This is a genomic window from Chryseobacterium sp. FP211-J200 (assembly GCF_001643375.1).
Taxonomy (GTDB): domain Bacteria; phylum Bacteroidota; class Bacteroidia; order Flavobacteriales; family Weeksellaceae; genus Epilithonimonas; species Epilithonimonas ginsengisoli.
In genome coordinates this window covers 1-3,041 of the sequence record NZ_LSHB01000076.1, presented here as the reverse complement: position 1 = coordinate 3,041, position 3,041 = coordinate 1, and the positions used below count along the sequence as shown (strand labels likewise).

The 3,041-nt window shown below is 36.8% G+C and carries 3 protein-coding genes; all 3 read left to right on the top strand.

The genetic code is table 11. The annotated features are described in order from the left end of the window. Positions 1–184 precede the first annotated feature (184 nt). Positions 185–1,135 carry a 3-oxoacyl-ACP synthase III family protein gene (locus AXA65_RS18350; protein WP_063971499.1) on the top strand — a complete coding sequence of 317 codons (951 nt, stop codon included), beginning with the start codon at positions 185–187 and terminating at the stop codon, positions 1,133–1,135. A 1-nt stretch (position 1,136) separates the two neighbouring features. Further along, positions 1,137–2,279 carry a glycosyltransferase gene (locus AXA65_RS18345; protein WP_063971498.1) on the top strand — a complete coding sequence of 381 codons (1,143 nt, stop codon included), beginning with the start codon at positions 1,137–1,139 and terminating at the stop codon, positions 2,277–2,279. A 141-nt stretch (positions 2,280–2,420) separates the two neighbouring features. Continuing rightward, positions 2,421–2,972 carry a serine acetyltransferase gene (locus AXA65_RS18340; RefSeq protein ID WP_063971497.1) on the top strand — a complete coding sequence of 184 codons (552 nt, stop codon included), beginning with the start codon at positions 2,421–2,423 and terminating at the stop codon, positions 2,970–2,972. Positions 2,973–3,041: the final 69 nt, after the last annotated feature.

Genomic DNA, 3,041 nt, shown 5'->3' with positions numbered 1-3,041 from the left:
TAAATGTTTTTGTTTCCAGTAGAAAAATGAATAGACTTAAAAATGAATTAATTTGATAATGCACTACGAGTTAAACCAGTAAAATAGCAGTAGGATTTATTAATTTTAATCAGTCAAAAACTATGCTCAAAAGAGTATTTAATTTTAAGATGCTTATCTTTGCAAAAATTTACCCCACGCTAATATGATCAACATTGCAGCGATAGAATACTATCTGCCCAAAAATATATTAACCAACGAAGATATTGCCAATGAATTCCCAGAGTGGAATGCAGAAAAGATCAAGTCAAAAATCGGCGTAGAATCAAGACATTTTGTAGATGATTCTCAGACCGCACTCGATCTGGCCGTTGAAGCCTGTGAAAAGCTTTTCACAACTTACGATAAAAGCAAGATCGATTTTATACTTTTTTGTACGCAAAGCCCAGACTATTTTCTTCCGACGACAGCTTGCATCTTACAAGATAAATTAGGACTTCCAAAAAACATCGGCGCTTTGGATTTCAATCTTGGATGTTCTGGTTTTGTCTATGGATTGACCTTAGCAAAAGGATTGATCTCTATTGGTTTAGCTAAAAACATTTTGTTGGTCACTTCAGACACTTATACCAAGTTTTTGGATAAAAATGACAAGTCCAACAGAAGTATCTTTGGTGATGGCGCCGCAGTTTCTGTCATCGAAAAAGACGATTCCAAGGCAGATTTCCAATATGTGGTAGGAACAGATGGTGCAGGTTACAATAATCTCATCGTAGAAAATGGCGCTTCTAGAAACACTTCTGAGAAACCGGTACTTTTTATGAAAGGTCCGAAGATCTTCACATTTGCTTTAGAAAACATTCCAGCTTTGATCAGCGAAACACTTGAGAAAAACAGACTTAGATTGGAAGATATCGACCTTTTTGTTTTCCATCAGGCAAGTTCTTACATGCTGAATTACCTGAAAAATCTTTGTAATATTCCTGACGAAAAATTCTTTCTGGATATGAAAGACATTGGCAATACGGTTTCTGCAAGTATTCCAATTGCTTTAAAGTTAGCTCTGGACCAAGGTAAAATAAAAGAAGGTTTCAAAGTGATGGTTGCAGGATTTGGCGTTGGCTATTCTTGGGGTGCAGGGATTTTAGAATTCTAAAATTTTGAAAAAGAAGATCCTTATCAGAATTGGCTCTCTTCGTCATGGTGGCGCAGAAAAAGTTCTGGTAACTTTTCTCAAAAATCTTCCGAAAGACAAATACGAAATTGATCTTTTACTAAATCTTTATTCCGGAAAATACCTAACAGATGTTCCGGATTGGGTGAATGTGATGTACCTCAATCGGGGTGAAATGATCACGACCAATCGCCCAAAAGATATTCCAACAAAAATATACCGCGTTGTCTATCAACGTCTTTTAAAGAAATATCCAAAAATACTTTACAAAAGAAAGCTCAAAAATAAAGTCTACGACATCGAGTTTGCAGCCATCCACGGTTTTATGGACGAGGTTTTGAATAGCCCTTTGAAGTCTTCAAAAAAACTAATGTGGATCCATAATGACCTGACGCAGGTCAGCGGTTACACCACCGAAAAGATCAGACATTTTTTCCGTTATGATAAAGTGATGGTGATCTCGGAAAAAATCGAGCAAACATTTTTAGAATTAGCAAAAACTGAAAATGAGAAAAGTAAAATTGTAAGAATTTACAATCCGCTGGACACCAATGAGATTTTAGTAAAGTCCGAAGCTGGAAGCCCGAAGTCCGAAGATTTCCAACCTCTCTTCATTTCGGTTGGAACGGTTTTTCCGCAGAAAGGATTTGACCGATTACTGAGAGTTCACAAAAGACTTTTGGATGAAGGTTTCCCTCACAAAGTTATGATCGTTGGTGATGGTTATGATTTTGAAAATGTAAAAAAACTTAAAACCGAACTGGGCGTTGATAAAACAGCAACCATGCTAGGTTTCACAGACAATCCTTATCCTTACTTCAAAGCGGCAGATTTTTATATTCTAAGTTCAAGATACGAAGGTTTCCCAACGGTTCTGTCCGAAGCTATCACCCTGAAAAAGAACATCATAGCAACCGACGTTTCCGGCGTTACAGAAATGTTGGAAAATGGAAAATTGGGCTTGATCACGGAAAACTCTGAAGACGGAATCTATCACGGAATGAAACAAGCTTTGACCAATCCTGAACATTTCAAATCTTATCAGGAAAATCTTGAACATTACGAAATGCCTTTCAATCTGAAAAATTCTGTTGATAAGATCATGGAGATCATTGATCATCTTTAACTAGAGCTTAGATATTAGAATCTAGACGTTAGATTGATCGCGCTAAAATAAATCTGCAGAATTTGCAAGATCTGCGAGATAAATTTTTATATCATTAAATTTGTCAAGAATTAAATAATTACAAATTCCTACTTTTACCAAATGGCTTACAGCATTCTTCAAAAAGATTTTTACAGAGAAAGCGGGAAATATCTGTCACATTTTCAAATGTTGATAAAATGTTTCAGCCCGAATCTGCATTATATCTATTGGTTCCGGAATGCTCAAAAACATCCAAAATCTTCTTTGACAGGTAAAATATACCGCCTGATTCTCCGCCATTACCAGATCAAATACGGATTCCAGATCTATGCGGAAACCGAGATTGGGGAAGGTTTTTATCTTGGACATTGGGGCGCTCTCGTCATCAATCCTAAAGCTAAAATCGGAAAAAACTGCAACATCGCGCAAGGTGTCACAATTGCTCAGGCCAACCGTGGAAAAAACGAAGGCGTTCCTGTGATTGGCAACGAGGTCTGGATTGGCCCAAACGCTGTGATAGTCGGCAACATTACCATTGGAAATAATGTCCTCATCGCTCCAAACGCTTATGTGAATACGGATGTTCCGGACAATTCTATTGCTTTGGGAAATCCTGCAGTTATTACCCAGAAAATGAATGCTACAGAGGGATATATTAATAATAAGGTTTAACTAAAATGAGTACGGATTTGCTCTTGTAATTTTTTCTAAAAATTATTAAAATACTCGTAGTGCATTATT

Bases quoted from the DNA above. Each gene is read 5' to 3' on its own strand.
- AXA65_RS18350 (WP_063971499.1), top strand. From the start codon at position 185: ATGATCAACATTGCAGCGATAGAATACTATCTGCCCAAAAATATATTA.
- AXA65_RS18340 (WP_063971497.1), top strand. From the start codon at position 2,421: ATGGCTTACAGCATTCTTCAAAAAGATTTTTACAGAGAAAGCGGGAAA.